Source organism: Pseudomonas sp. PAMC25584, from assembly GCF_058135675.1.
This window is the reverse complement of record NZ_CM176870.1, coordinates 2793984-2811292: the sequence shown is the minus strand read 5'-3', so window position 1 is coordinate 2811292 and position 17309 is coordinate 2793984. Positions and strand designations below refer to the sequence as shown.

Annotated in this window: 21 protein-coding genes; 9 read left to right on the top strand and 12 right to left on the bottom strand. The window is 60.7% G+C overall.

The features are described 5' to 3' along the window. Positions 1-23: 23 nt before the first annotated feature. From ACS5Q8_RS12965 to ACS5Q8_RS12945, 5 genes are all read right to left on the bottom strand, one after another. A complete protein-coding gene (locus ACS5Q8_RS12965) occupies positions 24-530 on the bottom strand; it encodes a protein activator (protein WP_276197829.1) in 507 nt (168 codons plus the stop codon). A 130-nt stretch (positions 531-660) separates the two neighbouring features. Continuing rightward, on the bottom strand, positions 661-1155 hold the full coding sequence (gene praB, locus ACS5Q8_RS12960; protein ID WP_276197828.1) for an alkane oxidation protein activator PraB: 495 nt from the start codon (positions 1153-1155) through the stop codon (positions 661-663). Between the two features lie 134 nt (positions 1156-1289). Further along, entirely contained in the window at positions 1290-1784 is a 495-nt protein-coding gene (gene praA / locus ACS5Q8_RS12955; RefSeq protein WP_426102056.1) for an alkane oxidation protein activator PraA, read from the bottom strand. A gap of 134 nt (positions 1785-1918) precedes the next feature. Continuing rightward, positions 1919-3199 (bottom strand): alkane 1-monooxygenase, encoded by a 1281-nt coding sequence (locus ACS5Q8_RS12950; protein WP_276197826.1) that lies wholly within the window; start codon positions 3197-3199, stop codon positions 1919-1921. Between the two features lie 294 nt (positions 3200-3493). Continuing rightward, a complete protein-coding gene (locus tag ACS5Q8_RS12945; protein WP_426102054.1) occupies positions 3494-4492 on the bottom strand; it encodes an alpha/beta fold hydrolase in 999 nt (332 codons plus the stop codon). 266 nt (positions 4493-4758) lie between these two features. On the opposite strand from ACS5Q8_RS12945, the gene ACS5Q8_RS12940 reads away from it, so the two are divergent. From ACS5Q8_RS12940 to ACS5Q8_RS12920, 5 genes are all read left to right on the top strand, one after another. Further along, on the top strand, positions 4759-6297 hold the full coding sequence (locus ACS5Q8_RS12940; RefSeq protein ID WP_465160278.1) for a flavin-containing monooxygenase: 1539 nt from the start codon (positions 4759-4761) through the stop codon (positions 6295-6297). Then, positions 6294-7184, top strand: a complete 891-nt coding sequence (locus ACS5Q8_RS12935; RefSeq protein ID WP_465160277.1) for an SDR family NAD(P)-dependent oxidoreductase — start codon at positions 6294-6296, stop codon at positions 7182-7184. Before ACS5Q8_RS12940 ends, ACS5Q8_RS12935 begins: the two co-directional genes overlap by 4 nt. Positions 7185-7198: 14 nt before the next feature. Continuing rightward, the gene (locus tag ACS5Q8_RS12930) at positions 7199-8053 is read left to right on the top strand and encodes a metal-dependent hydrolase (RefSeq protein ID WP_276197822.1); all 855 of its coding nucleotides are present in this window, start codon (positions 7199-7201) and stop codon (positions 8051-8053) included. Positions 8054-8386: 333 nt separating this feature from the next. Continuing rightward, positions 8387-8653, top strand: coding sequence for a hypothetical protein (locus ACS5Q8_RS12925; RefSeq protein WP_276197821.1), 267 nt, complete (start codon positions 8387-8389; stop codon positions 8651-8653). Positions 8654-8674: 21 nt separating this feature from the next. Beyond that, positions 8675-9004: a DUF6388 family protein gene (locus tag ACS5Q8_RS12920; RefSeq protein ID WP_276197820.1), complete on the top strand. Its 330-nt coding sequence runs from the start codon at positions 8675-8677 to the stop codon at positions 9002-9004. A gap of 44 nt (positions 9005-9048) precedes the next feature. Here the strand turns inward: ACS5Q8_RS12920 and ACS5Q8_RS12915 are convergent, their stop codons facing one another. Further along, positions 9049-9870, bottom strand: a complete 822-nt coding sequence (locus tag ACS5Q8_RS12915; RefSeq protein WP_426102048.1) for an aldo/keto reductase — start codon at positions 9868-9870, stop codon at positions 9049-9051. Positions 9871-9976: 106 nt separating this feature from the next. On the opposite strand from ACS5Q8_RS12915, the gene ACS5Q8_RS12910 reads away from it, so the two are divergent. Continuing rightward, positions 9977-10471 carry a DUF1543 domain-containing protein gene (locus ACS5Q8_RS12910; protein ID WP_276197818.1) on the top strand — a complete coding sequence of 165 codons (495 nt, stop codon included), beginning with the start codon at positions 9977-9979 and terminating at the stop codon, positions 10469-10471. Between the two features lie 44 nt (positions 10472-10515). On the opposite strand, the gene ACS5Q8_RS12905 is transcribed toward ACS5Q8_RS12910, so the two are convergent. From ACS5Q8_RS12905 to ACS5Q8_RS12895, 3 genes are all read right to left on the bottom strand, one after another. Beyond that, positions 10516-11019, bottom strand: coding sequence for a P-loop nucleotide/nucleoside kinase family protein (locus ACS5Q8_RS12905; RefSeq protein WP_276197817.1), 504 nt, complete (start codon positions 11017-11019; stop codon positions 10516-10518). Positions 11020-11222: 203 nt separating this feature from the next. After that, on the bottom strand, positions 11223-12026 hold the full coding sequence (dapF, locus tag ACS5Q8_RS12900) for a diaminopimelate epimerase (RefSeq protein ID WP_443694347.1): 804 nt from the start codon (positions 12024-12026) through the stop codon (positions 11223-11225). A 25-nt stretch (positions 12027-12051) separates the two neighbouring features. Then, positions 12052-13638 (bottom strand): L,D-transpeptidase family protein, encoded by a 1587-nt coding sequence (locus ACS5Q8_RS12895; protein ID WP_443694345.1) that lies wholly within the window; start codon positions 13636-13638, stop codon positions 12052-12054. Positions 13639-13677: 39 nt separating this feature from the next. Here ACS5Q8_RS12895 and ACS5Q8_RS12890 point away from each other — a divergent pair, with 39 nt between their 5' ends. Next, entirely contained in the window at positions 13678-14391 is a 714-nt protein-coding gene (locus tag ACS5Q8_RS12890; protein ID WP_276197814.1) for a murein L,D-transpeptidase catalytic domain family protein, read from the top strand. Positions 14392-14421: 30 nt separating this feature from the next. Continuing rightward, positions 14422-15168, top strand: a complete 747-nt coding sequence (locus ACS5Q8_RS12885) for a creatininase family protein (RefSeq protein WP_276197813.1) — start codon at positions 14422-14424, stop codon at positions 15166-15168. A 39-nt stretch (positions 15169-15207) separates the two neighbouring features. Here the strand turns inward: ACS5Q8_RS12885 and ACS5Q8_RS12880 are convergent, their stop codons facing one another. Together ACS5Q8_RS12880 and ACS5Q8_RS12875 are read right to left on the bottom strand one after the other, a co-directional pair. After that, a complete protein-coding gene (locus tag ACS5Q8_RS12880; protein WP_276197812.1) occupies positions 15208-15549 on the bottom strand; it encodes a hypothetical protein in 342 nt (113 codons plus the stop codon). A 34-nt stretch (positions 15550-15583) separates the two neighbouring features. Continuing rightward, complete coding sequence (locus ACS5Q8_RS12875; RefSeq protein WP_276197811.1) at positions 15584-16228, bottom strand: ATPase; 645 nt, start codon at positions 16226-16228, stop codon at positions 15584-15586. Between the two features lie 132 nt (positions 16229-16360). Here ACS5Q8_RS12875 and ACS5Q8_RS12870 point away from each other — a divergent pair, with 132 nt between their 5' ends. Next, positions 16361-16627: a hypothetical protein gene (locus ACS5Q8_RS12870; RefSeq protein WP_247403901.1), complete on the top strand. Its 267-nt coding sequence runs from the start codon at positions 16361-16363 to the stop codon at positions 16625-16627. Here the strand turns inward: ACS5Q8_RS12870 and yfcF are convergent. Beyond that, entirely contained in the window at positions 16602-17234 is a 633-nt protein-coding gene (yfcF, locus tag ACS5Q8_RS12865; RefSeq protein ID WP_276197810.1) for a glutathione transferase, read from the bottom strand. The two genes, ACS5Q8_RS12870 and yfcF, sit on opposite strands and share 26 nt — an antisense overlap. Positions 17235-17309: the final 75 nt, after the last annotated feature.

Below are 17309 nucleotides of genomic sequence, written 5' to 3'. Positions count from 1 at the left end.
GTCTTGCCAGTTGGGTCGCCCGGTCAAGGATTGATCGTCAGCGCCGGCGACGGCTTGAAGCTGAAAGTGGTGATCCTGCAATTGGCATTCACCATAAAAGGGCTGGCGATGCTGAAGGTGTTGTTGGCAGCGCTCCACTGTGTCGTCAGCACACTGGGGGTGTCGCAATTGTCGTAAGCCGCCTTTTCACTGAAACCGGAAAGCGTGGCGGTGTTGGCATTTGTCGGTACAAGCGTCCAGGGCAAGTTCAGTGGCCCGGACAGGGTGCAGAGGACGTTAGTGCCATTGGCGGGCGTAAAAGTGGCACCGGTAATACTGGCGCTGGAGCCGTCAGCGGCAACTTGGCCCGTCAGTGCGAGGTTGCAGGGGACGGGTGTAAATACCAACAACTTGACCGCCGTCGCAATTGAGCCGGTAGCGGTAAATGATGCACCCGCCGGGGCAAAAGTTGCCGCGCTGGCCATGCTGGATGTACACGCCAGGCCAATCAGCAACGCAGTCAAAGAAACTCGAGTGGTGAAGTTGTGCATTGTCTAAGTCCCAGCAGTTGGAAGACTATCCAAAATTCCCATGCAGCTCAGCCTGCCTTGAGTAAACAGACGCCTCACCTGAGGCGCCTGTCTTTCAACGGGTGATCAGCCCTTCGTTCTCAAGCCGCCATCAAGGAACAATGGTCAATGCTGGCGATGGGGTAACACTCAGGCTTACCACGGTGCAACTGCCGGCCAGTGCTTGGTTGCTAGCGGTCAGCACACCGCCGCTGTAACCCACCGCAATGGTGGAAGGGCCGCAGTTGGAGGCGGGGTACAGAATCGAACCGGCGATGGTGTAACCCACGTTGGCGACAGAGCCCGCCGCCGGAGCGGTGGCCGTCAGAGTCCAAGGCAGGCCGGTGATTTTTGGCAGACCGCAAAGGCCGCCGCCGGTGATCGCAACACCTGTGATTTTCGCAACGCCAGTGGCGTCGACATTGCCAGTGAAAGTTGCCCCACAGTTAACAGTGGCCTGGTAGGAAGATGGCGACTTCACGGAAATCGTGCCGGGCGCGGTAAAGCTGGTACTCACTGGGCTGATGCTATAAGCATTTGCCATGGAGGCAGCCCCCATACACACAGTCAGCGCAGTCAACGACACGAGAGTTTTCAAACTTTTCATTATTTTTCCTCACATGTTATGGCGAATCATTTCGCCAGGGGTAATGGCCATGATCGAGAGGTCACGGAGAAACTGCAGAACTTCCCTTTCCAGCCAAATCTCAATTCAATTCCCGCTACAACAGTTGGATGTGTTTATTCGACAACTTTGAAGTTGGCCGGCATCTTGATCGACACCGCCTTGATCTTGCAGTCTTCGCCAATCGGCACATTGGCGGCTTCCAACTTGCCGGTGGCGTTATCCCAGGTGCCATCGGCCGTGGACGGGCCACACTTGCCGCCCAGGCCGAAGGCGTGGACGTCCACGCTGATCTTCGACATCGAGCCGCTTTGGGTGTCTTTGGCCACTAATATCCACGGCAGGTTGATCGCTTCGACCCGGCTGCACTTGAGGCCACCGTCGAATTCGACCTTGTCGACATTGACGGACGAGCCATCGGCCGCCACCTTGCCGGCCACTTTGATGGTGCAGTCCGCACTGATCAGCTTGCCTTTGGAAAAGCTGATGGGGCCTTGGGCAGTAAACGCACTGCCGGCAGGTTCGATGCGCGCGGCCTGGGCCTGGTGATAGACAATCAGGCTCAACGCGGCCAATACGATATGGGTGGTGAACTTGGCAGGTGTTTGCATGGTGTACGTCCTTCCCTTGCTTTTATTTTTGTTGGGTCAAACAACTTTCTTGCAATGAAATCGAAAAATTCCAGGTGATAGAAAACGGCGCCACACGAAGATCCCGAGCGTGCTATTTAACGTTTCAATTCATATCAGAACGTTTTGCTTTTACCGCCGTACTGCGCCAGATACTGCAAACGTTTTGCGGGTTGAAGATTAGTCAGGGTTATATCCCCGGCATAATGCCTGAGGACTCGATGGTCCATGCGTCGTCGCCACAAGTACGGCACATAAGCCCAGACAATCATGCTTGCGTAACCGTAGGGAAGTTGCGGCGATTCATCAAAGTGACGCAACGATTGATAACTGCGTGTCGGGTTGGCGTGGTGATCGGAATGCCGTTGCAACTGGAACAGAAAGATATTGGTGACAATTCGATTACTGTTCCACGAGTGCCGCGGTGAGCAACGCTCATAACGACCATTGGGCAACTTTTGGCGTTTAAGGCCGTAGTGTTCGACGTAGTTCACCACTTCCAGCAACGAAAAGCCGTAGATGCCCTGGATGATCAGGAACGGAATCACCGCCGCACCCAACCAGGCAATCATCGCGCCCCACAACACCACGCTGTACATCCAGGCGCTGAGCACGGCGTTTTTCCAATGCCAGGCCGGCAGGCCGAGTTTGCTCAGGCGTTCGCGCTCCAGGTTCCACGCCGAGCGTGCGCTGCACCACACCGAGCGCGGCAGGAAAGCCCAGAAACTCTCGCCAAGACGCGAGCTGGCCGGATCTTCCGGGGTGGCGACACGGACATGATGGCCGCGGTTATGTTCGGTGTAGAAGTGCCCATAGAACGTCGGCGCCAGGGTGACTTTGGCCAGGAACACTTCCAGCGGCTTGGGTTTGTGCCCCAGCTCGTGGGCGGTGTTGATCGCGATGCCGGTCGCGGCGCCCGTCGACATGGCCATGCCCAGGTACGTGAACGCGCCGATCTGACCGTGCAACTGGGTGCGCGAGGTGATGTAGGCGGCCGTTTTTGCCAGCCAGTTCGAAGGTTCCAGTGCGGCGGTGGCCTGGAGCAAACCGCCGTTGATGATCCAGTCGATGCCGCCGGCAGCCAGCCAGCCGGTGATCACCACCGAAGCGATGACGAACAGCACGCCGGTGTAGACGATCCAGCGGTAGTAGCGTTGGGATTCGAGGTGGCTGACGGCGGACTCGGGCGGGTTACTGACGTCTTCGCCCAGCAGGCCATCGATCAGTGGGATGAGGCCGAAGATGACCAATACGCCGACCCACCACAGGTGTTGCATACCGGTGGTGATCGCCAGCGTGCCGGAGAGCAAAGGCGTTGCCAGGGGCAGGATGCCGAGCCACCACAGGTGGCGCTTGCCGTCGGCCCAGACCTGCGGGGTTGCCAGGGTGCGACTCATGGCAACCTCCAGACAAGGCAGGTGCAAAACAGGTTCGAGGAGCGCTCAAGGCTCCGGGAAATCAACCATGCGATAAAAGACGTTTTTTTCATTGTTATTCGCTCTTAGGCATTTCAAAAATCATTTCAAAACAAACATTGAAATATTTTTTTAAATAAATAACGCGGAATCGTTAGGTCGTCAACTAGTTTTTCAAGGCCTTATTGACGTGACCGAGCAGTCTCTTTTTCAGCCGCAGGGTCAAGTGTCTAGGACAGGCATTGACGCCGTTCAACCGCAGGTCGGAGGGCACAACTATTTGCTCGCCAGGGCGAACGGAGGATGCAACACCGTGGCGTTTTGCACCGGCCGGGCACGTTTAGCCACCTGTTCCACCACCGCCACCACGCGCTCCGTGGCGGTGATCGGCAGCATATGGCCGCGCCCCTCCACCAACTGCAGCTTGACGCCGGGCACCAGGCTCGCCAGGGCCTGGCCGTGCTTTTGAAAGTCCAGCACCTTGTCCTTTGCGCCGTATATCAGGCCAATGGGCAGGGTCAGTTGCGGGTAGCGCTTGACCATGCCCGGCAGGTGATCGTTGACCTGGTTGATCTCGGTGGAGGCCGCGTAGAAGTTGGCCGGGCGCATGCCGAGCAGCCCACCGCCGCGGGTGGCGAAGTCCGCTGGAGCGGGATCGGGGGCGAACACGCCTTTGACCACCGAGCCTTTGGTCAACAGGCCGATAGGCAGGGTCAGGGTATGGGACAGCCAGCGACGCAACCCCGCCGGGCGCACCGCCAATGACAGGAACACCAGCGGCAATAGGCGCTGGGGATGGGTCAACGGTGCCACCAAAATCAACCCCGAGACCGCGTGGGGATGGTCAAGGGCCAGTGCCAGGGCAATCGCACCGCCGAGGGAATGCCCCAGCACCAGCGGTTTTTCAAGGCCCAGCGTCTGAATAAAGGCAGCGATTTGCCGGGCCTGGGCCGGCAGGTCTGCCGCCGTACCCGGATGCCGGGTGGAATAGCCCGACCCCGGTCGGTCGACGCTGATGACGCGAAAATGCTGGCGTAACTGGCCGGACAAGGCGTAGGTCAGGTTGCGACTGCTGCCCATCAGCCCGTGAATCATCACCAGCGCCGGGCCTTTGCCCTCGTCGTAATAATGAAAGCGCTCGCCATCGACCTCGACGAAGCGCCCGTTGCCTGGAACGGCCGCTTCAATGCGCCGTGTCATCCAGGCACTGAAGCCCCCTAACAAAACGCTCGCTGCGACCAGCACACCCGCAGCGATAACCCATTCAACAGCCATAGCTCGGTCCTCTGCTTCCCTGCTGCCGACCGCCCGACCGGGATTGATCAGGGCCTCAGCCATCGTCCACACCCTGGACCTAAACTTCGTGCATACCGTCGGACACGTCGCACATGAGGAGCCAGGGACTAGCGTAGGCGAAATTTTCAGGTAGATTATTTAAAATCTTTTTTAAAATAAGTAATTCAATTTTTCTTTGCAATGGTGTTCTATCTAAAAGACAAAACAAAAACAGGAGCACATCCGATGCCCACGCAGGACAGCCTATGAATGCCCACAGTGATTCCATCGACATCGCCATCATCGGTTCAGGCTTTGCCGGCCTATGCATGGCGATCAAGCTCAAGGAAGCCGGGTTTACTGACTTCTTTATCGCCGAGCAGGCCGAGACACTCGGCGGCACCTGGCGCGACAACCACTACCCTGGGTGCGCCTGCGATGTGCAGTCCCATGTCTATTCGTTTTCGTTTGCGCCCAACCCGGACTGGACACGCCAATTCGCCCCGCAAGCGGAGATCCGCGCCTATCTGGAGCAATGCGCCCGACGTTTCGCGCTGGCGCCGTATCTGCGTTTCGGCATGGGCCTGCAACGGGCGGTGTTTGATGAGCAGCAACAGCGCTGGCAACTGAGCTTCAGCGGGGGGCGCCAGGTCAGTGCGCGGGTGCTGGTGTCGGGGATGGGCGGGTTGTCGCGCCCGGCGCTGCCGGATATCCCGGGGCTGGACAGCTTCAAGGGCCCGCGCTTTCACTCCCAGCAGTGGGACCACCAGTATTCATTGAAAGGCAAGCGTGTGGCGGTGATCGGCACCGGCGCCAGCGCCATTCAGTTCGTGCCGCAGATCGCGCCGCAGGTGGCGCATCTCGACCTATTCCAGCGCACCCCGCCGTGGATCATGCCCAAGCCCGACCGGCCGATTTCGCGTGTTGAGCGCTGGGCGTTCAAGCACCTGCCCTTCACCCAACGGCTGGTGCGCGGCGCCTTTTATTGGGCGTTGGAAGGCCGCGTGGTGGGCTTTGCCCGGCACCCACGGCTAATGAAAATGGTGCAGAAAGTCGCCCTGCGCCACTTGCACAAACACGTCGCCGACCCTTCCCTGCGCAAGACGCTGACGCCGGACTACACACTCGGCTGCAAGCGCGTGCTGATCTCCAACGACTATTACCCGGCGTTGTCGCGCAGCAATGTGCAGGTGGTGACCGACAGCGTGCTGCGCATCGAAGCCGATGGCGTGATCACCGCCGACGGCCTCAAGCACCCAGCCGATTGCCTGATCTTCGGCACCGGCTTCCAGGCCACCGACCCGCTGCCCCGCGACTGCATCATCGGGCATCACGGGGTCGACCTGATGGACGCCTGGCACGACGGCGCCCACGCCTACAAAGGCACCACGGTGCCGGGCTACCCGAACCTGTTCCTGATCATCGGCCCCAACACCGGCCTGGGGCACAACTCGATGATCCTGATGATCGAAGCCCAGGTCACTTACATCCTCGACGCGCTGCAACAGATGCAGCGCCACCGCATCGCCACGGTAGACGTCAAACCCGCGGTGGAACAGGCCTACAACCGCCAACTGCAGGACACACTCACGCGCACCATCTGGAACACCGGCGGCTGCCGGAGCTGGTACCTCGACCCCCGCACCGGCAAGAACACCACCCTGTGGCCGGGCTCGACCTGGCGCTTCAAACAAATCACCCGGCATTTTGCGCTCAAGGATTATGTCGCCAGCATGGCGCCGATTGACGCGGCTCCCCGCGCAACGGCTGCGCCACATTCCACCGCAGAAGGGAGCCTGTCATGAAGTCCTTCAACGGCCGCGTGGCGGCGATCACTGGCGCGGCATCCGGCATGGGCCGTGCGTTGGCCTTGGCCCTGGCGCGCGAAGGTTGCCACCTGGCGCTGGCGGACAAGAACAGCCAAGGCCTGGAACAGACCTTGGCGTTGATCAAGACGTCGACACTGTCACCGGTGCTCGTGACCACCCAAGTGCTGGATGTGTCCGACCGCCAAGCCATGGAGGCCTGGTCCGCGCGCTGCGTCGCCGATCACGGCCAGGTCAACCTGATCTTCAACAACGCCGGGGTGGCGCTGTCGAGCACGGTCGAAGGCGTGGACTACAGCGACCTGGAATGGATCGTCGGCATCAACTTCTGGGGCGTGGTGCATGGGACCAAGGCCTTCCTGCCGTATCTCAAAGCCAGCGGCGCGGGCCATGTGATCAACACCTCCAGCGTGTTCGGACTGTTTGCCCAACCCGGCATGAGCGGCTACAACGCCACCAAGTTTGCGGTGCGCGGGTTTACCGAAGCCCTGCGCCAGGAATTGGACCTGCAACGTTGCGGCGTCTCGGCCACCTGCGTACACCCCGGCGGTATCCGTACCGATATCTGTCGCAGCAGCCGCATCGACGCCAACATGACGGGCTTTCTGATCCACAGCGAACAGCAGGCCCGCGCCGATTTCGAAAAGCTGTTCATCACCGACGCCGACCAGGCCGCCAAGGTGATCCTGCAGGGCGTGCGCAAGAATAAACGGCGCGTACTCATCGGCCGCGATGCGTATTTCCTCGACCTACTCGCCCGCTGCCTGCCGGCGGCCTATCAAGCGCTGGTGGTGTTCGCCAGCAAGCGTATGGCCCCCAAGCAACGCAAGCAGGTGCTTGAAACCAACGACGAACCCCGTCTCTGAACAGGAGCAAGCCCATGCTGCCGATCCGTCGCGATATCCGTTTTGCCTTGCCGGCCGAACGCATCAAGAACTGGCACGAACAAGGCCCGTTCATTACGCATTTTTTCAATGCACTGTCGCTGCTGTTTCCCCAGGGCGAGCTGTTTTTCATGGACAGCGTGCGCCACTACCGCCAACGCATCGATGACCCGGCGCTGACACGAGAGATCCAGGGTTTTATCGGCCAGGAGGCCATGCACAGCCGCGAACACGTGGCCTACAACGATTTGCTGCACGCCGCAGGCCTACCAGCACATCGCCTGGATCGGCGCCTGAAATTCTTCCTCGACCTGCAGAAAAAACACCTGCCGCCGTCGTTCAACCTGGCGGTGACCATCGCCCTTGAACATTACACCGCGATGCTCGCGGAAATCCTGCTGAGCGACCCCTCGCGCTTCGGCGATTCGCTCAAGGGCTACCAGCAGATGTGGTACTGGCACGCCCTCGAAGAAACCGAGCACAAGGCGGTGGCGTTCGATGTGTGGAACCGCGTGATCAAGCCGGGGCCCCTGCGCTACCTGCTGCGCACCGGGACCATGCTGACCACGACGCTGCTCTTCTGGCTGGTGGTGTTTGATTTCCACGTGCGCCTGTTGATTGCCGACCGCCAGGCCGGCGGGCACCTCCAAGGGTTCTGGCGCATGCTGAAGTTTTTGTATGGGCCCAAGGGCGTGTTCCCGCGGATGTTTCGGCCGTGGCTGCACTACTTCAAACCGGGCTTTCATCCGTGGGACCACGACAACCGTGCGCGCCTGGCGAGGATCGATGGCTTGGTCGAAGAGATCGAGCAGACCCAGCGCGAATACCGGTCAGCCCAAGCCGAGGCTTAGTGCGTACAAAACCTGGCAACTGATCGCCCCGCAGCGCCACTTGCAGCACCACGGTCGCCCTATCACCGAGGGTGCTCAAGATGGCGCGAACACTGTTCAAATTGCACTTCACCGAGCGTCTGGCCGCCTTGGCCAGTTTTGCGCTCGCACACCCGCTTTTGCGGGTTACTCAGCACGATCACTGACGTGTTCGCTATTGAGCAATGGAACTTTCTGACAAGAATCAATCCCTAAGCCAGCTTCAAGATGTAAAATCAGCAACTTTTCAGAATTCCCTGATGCTCCAACCAGGGAACAGGCTGAAGTCGCAAGCCGCAAGGAGGTAGGTTCGAGATGCAACACAAGCGGTCGAATACTATTCACCCACTGATGTTTAACGCCGTACTGTGGTTATGTGGGATTGCCCTGCTCTATCTGATCAAGGCGCTCGTGGAAGTGTTTTCAGGGCCCATCAGCGAAACCTGGATGGACCTGACGCTGGTGCTGACGGCGTACCTGTTGCTCTTCGTCCTTGACCCCATTCGAACCAGGATAAACCGCCGCCTGCACAAACGCGCCCGGCGTAGACAGGCTCGCCAGGACACCGGCACGGGTGCCTGACATTTTTCTAGGAGTAAACCCTTGTCCCAACCCGGCGATACCCATCAACGCGCGCTGGACAGATTCCTGCTTGAGCACCCGGATGTACTCACCCAACTGGACACCCTGAACCCACTGGCCGCCCAGGCCAAAGGCGAAACCCTGGCGCAATACCGCGCCGAACGCCTGCATGAAGCGTTCGAAGCCGAAGCCGAGCGCCAGGGGCTGTTTGCCTGGGAGCTGACCCTCAAGCTGACGGCCGAATCCGCCCAGGCATTCGAAGCGCAACGCCTTGAAGTGCATAAGGAAGTGGCGCAGATGGCGGGGATGAGCTGGGACGCCTACTGCGAGTTGCATGGCGTAAGCGGCTGACACCGCGTGCCATGAACCCGCAGTGCCACGCGGGTTTTATCACGTCACACCATCGCCAACGGATGCTTGCGCTTGGGCGCCCCGAACACCCGCTCGATGGCGTCGAGATCGTGCTCGTCCAGCACCAATTGAGCGGCCGCAGCGTTAAGCCGCACATGCTCCGGCGTAACAGCCTTGGGGATGGCAATCACCCCGTCCTGGCGCAACACCCAGGCCAGCGCGACCTGCGCGGCCGTCGCCTGATGCCGGTGGGCGATCTGCTTGAGGGTGGGGCTGGACAGCAACTCGCCGCCTTGCGCGATCGGACAGTAAGCCATCAACGGCAAGTGATGTTGTTGCCACCACGGCAGCAAGTCGAACTCTATGCCGCGTTCTTGAATGTTGTAGAGCACCTGGTTGGTCGCGCAGGCCGGTGAAGCGAGCTCCTGCAGGTCTGCCACGTCGAAATTGGATACACCCCAGCGGCCGATCTTGCCGGCCTCGCGCAAACGCTCGAACGCTTCGACGGTTTCTTCCAGCGGGTACTGACCGCGCCAGTGCAGCAGGTACAGGTCGATGTAGTCGGTGCCCAGCCGTTGCAGGCTGGCGTCGCACGCACGGGGCACGCCCGTGCGACTGGCGTTGTGGGGGTAGACCTTGCTCACCAGGAACACCTGCTCGCGCTTGCCGCGAATGGCCTCGCCGACCACGCTTTCGGCGCCGCCTTCGCCGTACATTTCAGCGGTATCGATCAGGCTCATGCCCTCCTCGATGCCACACTGCAACGCCGCGACTTCGGCGCGGCGCTGGTCCGGGTCTTCGCCCATGCGCCAGGTGCCCTGGCCGATGACAGGGACCGGAACACCGGCCAGATCGATGGTTCGCATGACAACCTCCTGATGCGTTCGCGGGTTAACAGTGTGGCATTCACCGGACAAAAGGGTTCAATCGAAGTATGGTTACCCTTTGCCAAATCGCCGGGAAGGGCCTGCAATGCTGTTTGTCGTAATGCTCGGGGGCAAGCACCCACGGGCCAGGATCGAAGTCCATGACGTGGTATTCGCCGTGGCGGATACGCTGGACGCCACCTACCCACAGTTGCGCGACGCCTGGTTTGGCAGCCCCAAGGGCGTGCACATCGATTCGTGGATGGCGGTCGATGGCATCGACGGCTGGAAAGTCGAGCTCAGCCACTTGGCGCCCCAGGCCGGCGCGCACCACCTGTACTTCATCAACCTGGGCGGCTATGAAGCCAACCGCTTTGGCGAAGCGCACCACTACCTGCTAGTGGTTGCCCGCGACAAGAAGGAAGCGACGCGCAAAGGCAAGCAACAAATGCTGAGCCACTGGTCACAGGCCCACACCGACGGCGTGCTGGATATCGACGACTGCCTGCCCATCGACCTGGTGGACGGCCGTTACCTTCACCTCGTTCAAGGCCAGCACCGGCCGGTGATCCAACAAAACGACTACATTGTGCTGGCGTAAGCGCCATGGCCGGATAGCTCATTTCATAGGATGGGGAGCATGCTCTAAAGTGCAGTGATGTTGTTCAAAATGATCTCGACGGCCTGGGCTGGGCTCAGGAAGGCTGTGTCGACCGTGACAGTCGCCTCATCCCACGGCTCGAACTCATGCGCTAACACGGATTGCCAGCTAGGCGGAACCAGCCCGCCGATATCGCCAACGCGGGCTTCCACGCGGGATTGGTGTTTGTGCCGATCAGAACAAATCACCTGAATGTTGAGCAATGCCACTCCCGCTTGGGCGGCCACGTCCGTCCAGGCCTGCCGGCTGTGTCTGACCGGGTTCACGCAGTCGGCAATCACCGTATGACCCAAGCGCACATTACTCAACGCCAGCGCATTCGCCACGCCATAGCCGCTAGCGCCCACGTCGCCCGCGAATGCCCGAGCATCGCGCAGTGCCTGCTCAATCACGTCTATTCGCAGGTAAACGCCACCGCTCTGGCGCGCAAGTTCGCTGGCGATCGTGGTTTTTCCGCAGCCAGGCAGGCCGCTGAAGACGATAAGCATGGGTCGATCCTTCGATAAGTCAGAGAGGCCAGGTTCAGAGTATTCTGCCGACGCCTACTGACGCGCGCCCATAGGATAAAGTGCCCCTCATGCACAGGGCCCGGCACAGCCCCACCGCGCCCGCCAGCACAAACACAGCAGAGTGTCGCAACCGCCCTATGATAGGGGTTACCTGAGGATTCATCGCAAGGCCCAACTTTATCCTATAGACGCATGGCGATGCCGTGCATGATCGGTTCCACGCGCCCGGTCAACACCACGCCGCCCTGCCCGTCCCACTGCACGGTGACCGTGCCGCCGTCACAGTGCACCTCAACGCTATCGTCAAGCAGGCCGCGTCGAACTCCATTCACCACGGCACCACAGCAGCACGAGCCGGACCCCAGCGGCACCCCGCCCCCGCGCTCCCAGATACGCAAGCGAATATGCCCGCGATCAACAACCTGGACAAAATGCACATTGGTCCTGGCGGGAAACAGCGCGTGAGCTTCCAGTGCCGGACCCAGGGTTTCCACGTCGACGGCGGCCAGGTCCGCGACAAAGACGGTGCAATGGGGGTTGCCCATGCTGCACGCCGCCGGGTTGCCTTCGAGTGGCAACCACAGGGTGTCCATCGACTCGGCCAGCGGCACTGTTTCCCAGCCCAGCGATGGCGCGCCCATATTCACCGACACCCGCCGCCCCGACTCACGCACACACGTCAGTAAACCTCGGTCAGTACGCAGCACGATGGAATCGGTGCCGGCTTCGTGCATCAGCCGGTCGGCCACACCGCGCGTGGCGCTGCCGCAGGTTTGCAGCGGCGTGCCATTGGGGTTCCAGAATTTGATCCGCGCGGCGGCGTCTGCACAATCGAGCACCACCGCCAACTGGTTGAAGCCGATGCCGGTGTGACGATTACCGAGGCGGCGAGCGACCTGCGCGGTGATCGGATCATCCAGACCACGGCGATCGATGATGATGAAATCGTCGCCATGCGCGTGCATCTTCACGAAAGACAGCGTCATGGGGTGTGCTGTGGACTGTGACAAATCAGAGCACGCTCCCCATCGCCTTCATCAACACCAGGTCGCGCCCATAAATATCCGGCGCATACACCAACCCACCCTGGCGATCCACTTCCACGGTCCAGTAGCCGAGCAACACCGGCACCGGCGTGGCCAGGCGGAATTCATGGGTCACGCCGGTGGCCAGCAATTCATCGGTGCGAGTGCGTTCTGCCGGGGTCACCAGCAGGTCGCGCAGCAGCAAGGGTTGTTCAACCCGCACGCAACCCGAGCTGAACGCGCGCGGGCCTTTGGTGAACAGCGGTTGGCTGGGGGTGTCGTGCAGGTACACCGAGTACGGGTTGGGGAACCGCATGACGATCTTGCCCAGCGGATTGCGCGGACCGGCTTCCTGGCGCAGCAGGATGTTGCCGGGGCGGGCCCAGTCGATGTGTTCGGGGGCCAGCGGGCGGCCCTCGGGGTCGAGCACTTGGAGGTTTTGCTGGCGCAGGTATTCGGGGTTGAGGCGGATAGCCGGGAGCTTGTCCTCGCGCATGATGGTGGGCGGGATGGTCCAGGTCGGGTTGAGGGTCAACCGCGTGATGCGCGATTTGAGCAGCGGCGTCTGGCGTTCGGCGCGGCCGACCTGCAGGCGGGTTTGCCACACCGGGATGCCACTCTGATAGACGCTCAGTTGCGCGGCGGCGACGTTGACCAGCACGCCCTCGGGCTCCAGGTCCTGGCTCAGCCAGCGGAAGCGCTCCAGGTTGATACGCAACTGTTCGCGGCGCATCAACGGGCTGATATTCAGTTCGGCCACGGTGCCGGCGCCGATCACGCCGTCGGATTGCAGCGAGTGGCTGATCTGGAAGGCCTTGACCGCCTGCACCAGCTCGTCTCGGTACTGCTTGCCGTTGCCCTTGGGTTCGCTGGCGAGGTAGCCGCCACGGTAGAGACGCCGCGCCAGTTCCGGCACGCGCGGGTCTTCCATGCCGGGGCGCAACAGCGGCCCGCTGGCGACCGCGTCCCAATGGGGCAACGGCTGCTGGCGCAGCGTGGAGTAGACGTTACGCAGGCTGCGGTATAAATCCGCAGTGGGGCGGGCCTGGTCGAAGGCTTGCGCCATGTCATGCAGGCCCGTGCTGGCGAAGGCGAGCAGATCGGTATCCGGGTCGCGGCTGGGCGGCTGGGAATGCCACAGCGGTTCGAAGCGCGATTGCTGCAGGCGCCCGTAATGCAAATCCTGCAGGGCGTGCAGGTACTGCTCGCTGGTGCCGATATCGCTGCACAGCACGTTGGCCGCGGCATCCGCGATGGGCAGGCTATAGTGGGTGGGGTCCAGGCCGTCGTCGGCCAGCATCAGCAACTGCGCTTGCAGTGCCTGGCGGCGTTCGGCGGCGGCCCACAGCGGCACATCGCCCTGCTGCTGATAGAACGCCTGCAGGCGCGCCAATGTCGCCGCGTCGATACGCGGGGCAAGGCCGGGGCAGACGCTGGGCAACTGCGCAAGGGCCTGTTGCACCGGGCTCGCCGGAATCACTGGCAACGCGTCCATCAGCACTTCGTCGGCTGTTGCGACCAGCGGTGCAACGAGCAAGCAAATGCTCAAGTAACATGCGTGTTTTTTGAACAATAGCTTTGCTCCAATCCACAGTGGGGGGATGTACTGTAGATGCTGACTTTTATGTGCCGCCTCGGCCTGATGACCTTGACCGTGGCTACGCTGAGCACGGTTGTACTCGCCGCCGACGGCAACCCTGTTTCTTTGTATAGCAGCCTGGCGCGCTCGGCTCCAGAACTCAATCCCGCTGTACTGAAAAGCGCGCTGAACGCCGTGCAATGCGCGGTCAATAATGGCGAGGATCGATCCGAGCGCCTGGCCGTGATTGACTATTCTCAGCCTTCGACCGCTCGTCGGCTATGGATTTTCGATTTGCGCAAAAAGACCCTGGTGCTGCGCGACCTGGTGGCCCACGGGGCCAAGTCCGGGGAAAACTTCGCCACCCAGTTCTCCAATCGTGAAGGCAGCCACCAGTCCAGCCTGGGCCTGTTCCGTACCCGGGAAAGTTACCTGGGCACTCATGGCTACTCACTGCGCATGGACGGTCTGGAGCCAGGCTTCAATGATCAGGCGCGTGACCGGGCCCTGGTGATTCACGCCGCCGACTATGTCAGCCCCTTGTGGAGCAAGCGCGAAGGCCGTATCGGCCGCAGCCAGGGCTGCCCGGCGGTACGTCCGCAGGTGGCGCGCCAGGTGGTGGATAAACTCAAGGATGGGCAGTTCATGTTCTCGTGGTACCCGGACCAGCGCTGGTTGAAGTCTTCGGCCTACCTCAACTGCAAACCCCAACAGGTGGCGAGTAGTCGTACAATCCGTGGCGGTTAGCCTGACCCCACCGAGAAGAGAGAACCTCGCATGCTTCTACATAAGTCCACCTGGATCGAGATCGGCCAGTTTCTGGAGCGCAGCCGCACGGTGGTGATCCCCATCGGTTCCAATGAACAACATGGCCCCACCGGCCTGCTGGGCACCGACTGGATGTGCCCGGAAATCATCGCCCACGAAGCGCAACAGCACGCTGACATCCTGATCGGCCCGACCTTCAATATCGGCATGGCCCAGCACCACCTGGGCTTTCCCGGCACCATTTCGCTGCGCCCATCCACCTTTATTGCTGCAATTGGCGATTGGGTCCGTTCACTGGCCGGGCACGGTTTCGACAAGATCCTGTTTCTCAACGGCCATGGCGGCAACATCGCTACGATTGAAGCGGCGTTTTCCGAGCTGTACGCCGAAGCCAGCTTCGCCCGCCAACCGGCCGGGTTTGCGCTGAAACTGGTGAACTGGTGGGACCTGGAAGGCGTCAACGAGCTGGCTCACCGACAGTTCCCGGTCGGCCACGGCAGCCATGCCACGCCGTCGGAGATCGCCGTGACACAGTGGGCTTATCCGGAGTCGATCAAGTCCGCCGATTATTCACCGCAGATCGCCAACACCGGGCCGATCCGTGAAGCGCTGGACTTCCGCGCGCGGTTCCCCGACGGGCGCATGGGCTCGGACCCGGCCCTGGCGACCGTGGAGAAAGGCGGTGAGTTGGTGGCGTTGGCGGCTCAAGGGCTGATCAAGGTTGTCGACAGCTTCAGTCACGAAGCAACACCTTAAACCATAGCCCCGCCTACAGGGTTTATCGGTAGCCTGCGGTTACTTGCACTCTTGCGCCGTCAACTCCAGGCGCGACGGCGTGATGGTCGACGCAAGCGGCTTGCGCTCATACAGGAACACCTTGGTGCCGTCCTGGGACTTGTAGGCCTCCAGCACATCATCGGCGGCAATCTTGCTGGTCAACACTACCTTGGCGTGGCGCGAGTTCTGCGTCACGGTTGAGGTGATGTTGTGTTTTTCAAGCTTGGGCAACACGCATTGCACATAACCTTCGGGGGTTTTGGCGGTTTGCAGGGTCAATGTCGGAGCATTCGGAGAAGACACACAACCGGCCATTAACAAGGAAGCAAAGGCCAGGGCCGGGGCGAAAAAAGAGCGCATAAAAATCCTGACTGTATAAAAGGAAAAGTTCACATCAACCCGCTCGGACTAACGCCTTGAGCGACACATCAAATTGTTTCAAGGCATCGAGCTGGACATCACGCTGCTGCTCGATCTGCGCGGCAATCTCCGGGGCGGCCTTGTCACGGGCCCACACCGATGGCACTTGCTTATGCACCGAGCCTTCGGCCTTGGCGATGTACTGCAGGTTCGCGTCATAGAAGCGCGCGATAAAATGCGCTTCGACCTGATCGTTACGCGGGGTCAACAGTTGGTTATGGGTGTCGAGCATCACCACCACATCGGGGTGAGCCTGCACAAGCGCATCCAGCGTGTCGTAAACGGTCACCGACAAAAACGTGCCTTGCAACGAACTCATCAACCAGTCGATGGCCAACTCCGGGTCGGAGCTGTTGACGAACGCCTCGCGGATGCGCCCATCGAGGGCATCCCTGGCGCCATTCAAGGCCGTGTCGTGGTAGCGTTCAAGGTAGCTGAGGTTGTCGACCGTGTTTTCGCTGTACAGCACCCCCACTGACTGCTCGTGCCGCAGCGAGTCTACGCTACCGCCGAGTGACAGCAAATGGCCTGTACGCAGTTCATCGGCGATTGCCGGGTTGATCATGACCGCAGTGCTCATCATCAGGGTCATTAAAGCCAGTTGAATAAACGTCCTCATCGCGCGATTTCCTTGAACTGCGTCTCGATAGGGCGATTTTCCGCTTTTCCTGAAAAAACAGAACTTGCAATTCTCGATGATGACTATTATCTGAACCAATAGTGCTTACATAAAATCTATAAGGACCACGCGATGAAACCCCACCAGAAAACCTTCGACCGCATCCGCGAAGCCGTATTGCCGGAGTACCGCGAGCGGGTCGCCGATTACCTGGTCGACTATGAACGTGTCTTGCAAGACCCGACGGCCGACTCGGACGATGCCCAAGCCAGCGCCCAGCAATTGCTGGGCTACCTGCGGGGGTTGAACACCACTCGCGTGCTGGGCATGGCCGATTGGGAAGAGCTGGACCGGCGCGTAGCGCAGGAATGGCCTAAAGCGCGGGCCTTGGCAGATTGACCCATTCCTGCACCGATGGCCGCTGCCATTGGCGTTGCGCGTAGTCCACCAACTCGGCCGGTACGCTGTCGCCGTTGAGGATCAGGCGGTTAAGCATCACCGCCAGGTCCAAATCGGCAATCGACCACTCGCCGAACAAGTACGCCGGATTACCCGCCAACAGCACCTGCGCCGCACTGACCAGGCGGTGTGCGGCGGCCTCGGCCAGCGGCGACAACGGCGGCATCTGCTGCCCATAAAACACCACCAACGTCGAACGCTCCTGACGAATCGGCAGCAAATCGCTGCGCAACCACGCCTGGACCTGCCGCGCCCTCGCCCGCTGCTTTGGATCGGCCGGGTACACCGCCGTTTCGGGGTAGGCCTCGTCCAGGTATTCGCTGATCGCCGAGGACTCTGACAGGGCGAAGTCCCCGTCCACCAACGTCGGCACACGCTGGGTCACGGACAGCTGGGCAAAGTCGTGCGTCTGGTGTTGCGCGGCGTCCAAGTCAAGGACCACGGTATCGAACGCCAGACCTTTTTCGCGCAGGGTGACGAAAACCGACATTGCATAGGGGCTGGCGAACAGCGAATCAACGTAAAGACGCAGCGCGGCTTGGTTCATAACGGATCTCCTTGAGTGAAAGCCCACGCTACGAGATCGGCGGCGATAAAGACAATGCGCAGTTTTTATACGGGC

Coding starts and splice junctions, on each gene's coding strand:
- ACS5Q8_RS12930 (WP_276197822.1), top strand. CDS start 7,199: ATGCTGCCGATCCGTCGCGATATCCGTTTTGCCTTGCCGGCCGAACGC.
- praA (WP_426102056.1), bottom strand. CDS start 1,784: ATGCAAACACCTGCCAAGTTCACCACCCATATCGTATTGGCCGCGTTG.
- ACS5Q8_RS12965 (WP_276197829.1), bottom strand. CDS start 530: ATGCACAACTTCACCACTCGAGTTTCTTTGACTGCGTTGCTGATTGGC.
- ACS5Q8_RS12925 (WP_276197821.1), top strand. CDS start 8,387: ATGCAACACAAGCGGTCGAATACTATTCACCCACTGATGTTTAACGCC.
- ACS5Q8_RS12915 (WP_426102048.1), bottom strand. CDS start 9,870: ATGCGAACCATCGATCTGGCCGGTGTTCCGGTCCCTGTCATCGGCCAG.
- ACS5Q8_RS12945 (WP_426102054.1), bottom strand. CDS start 4,492: ATGGCTGTTGAATGGGTTATCGCTGCGGGTGTGCTGGTCGCAGCGAGC.
- ACS5Q8_RS12870 (WP_247403901.1), top strand. CDS start 16,361: ATGAAACCCCACCAGAAAACCTTCGACCGCATCCGCGAAGCCGTATTG.
- ACS5Q8_RS12935 (WP_465160277.1), top strand. CDS start 6,294: ATGAAGTCCTTCAACGGCCGCGTGGCGGCGATCACTGGCGCGGCATCC.
- ACS5Q8_RS12910 (WP_276197818.1), top strand. CDS start 9,977: ATGCTGTTTGTCGTAATGCTCGGGGGCAAGCACCCACGGGCCAGGATC.
- ACS5Q8_RS12890 (WP_276197814.1), top strand. CDS start 13,678: ATGCTGACTTTTATGTGCCGCCTCGGCCTGATGACCTTGACCGTGGCT.
- ACS5Q8_RS12885 (WP_276197813.1), top strand. CDS start 14,422: ATGCTTCTACATAAGTCCACCTGGATCGAGATCGGCCAGTTTCTGGAG.
- praB (WP_276197828.1), bottom strand. CDS start 1,155: ATGAAAAGTTTGAAAACTCTCGTGTCGTTGACTGCGCTGACTGTGTGT.
- ACS5Q8_RS12940 (WP_465160278.1), top strand. CDS start 4,759: ATGAATGCCCACAGTGATTCCATCGACATCGCCATCATCGGTTCAGGC.
- yfcF (WP_276197810.1), bottom strand. CDS start 17,234: ATGAACCAAGCCGCGCTGCGTCTTTACGTTGATTCGCTGTTCGCCAGC.
- dapF (WP_443694347.1), bottom strand. CDS start 12,026: ATGACGCTGTCTTTCGTGAAGATGCACGCGCATGGCGACGATTTCATC.
- ACS5Q8_RS12875 (WP_276197811.1), bottom strand. CDS start 16,228: ATGAGGACGTTTATTCAACTGGCTTTAATGACCCTGATGATGAGCACT.
- ACS5Q8_RS12880 (WP_276197812.1), bottom strand. CDS start 15,549: ATGCGCTCTTTTTTCGCCCCGGCCCTGGCCTTTGCTTCCTTGTTAATG.
- ACS5Q8_RS12905 (WP_276197817.1), bottom strand. CDS start 11,019: ATGCTTATCGTCTTCAGCGGCCTGCCTGGCTGCGGAAAAACCACGATC.
- ACS5Q8_RS12950 (WP_276197826.1), bottom strand. CDS start 3,199: ATGAGTCGCACCCTGGCAACCCCGCAGGTCTGGGCCGACGGCAAGCGC.